The 301-nt window shown below is 46.5% G+C and carries 1 pseudogene; it reads right to left on the bottom strand.

Going from position 1 to position 301, the window contains the following annotated elements:
* Positions 1-301, bottom strand: a pseudogene (locus A3756_RS27315) (PEP-CTERM system histidine kinase PrsK); the annotation flags it as partial.

Below are 301 nucleotides of genomic sequence, written 5' to 3'. Positions count from 1 at the left end.
CGCTACGCCATACTTGTTCTAAAAGTAAAAGTGCGACGATAGAAAGTGATACCTGAAACAACAGAATCGAATAGCTGGACACCCATTGTGAGCCTGAGATACCTTGGGCCAAGGTAATAAAGACCATAGCAGCGAGCAGAGCGAGAATGGCCGAACTGAGATAAAAGCGGTCTCTGCCTTGTTGTTGGTTAGGAATGAAGCTAATCCCCAAGAGCGCGTAGAGAACGTCAAACCAGGCTGCATTGCGAATGAGTTCAAAGGTGTATCGTAGATAGAATGGCACATCAAAGCCTAAGCCTTG

The sequence above is a fragment of the Oleiphilus sp. HI0086 genome (assembly GCF_001635225.1).
Note: the sequence above shows the minus strand (reverse complement) of the source record. Positions and strands in the feature narration are given on the sequence as shown.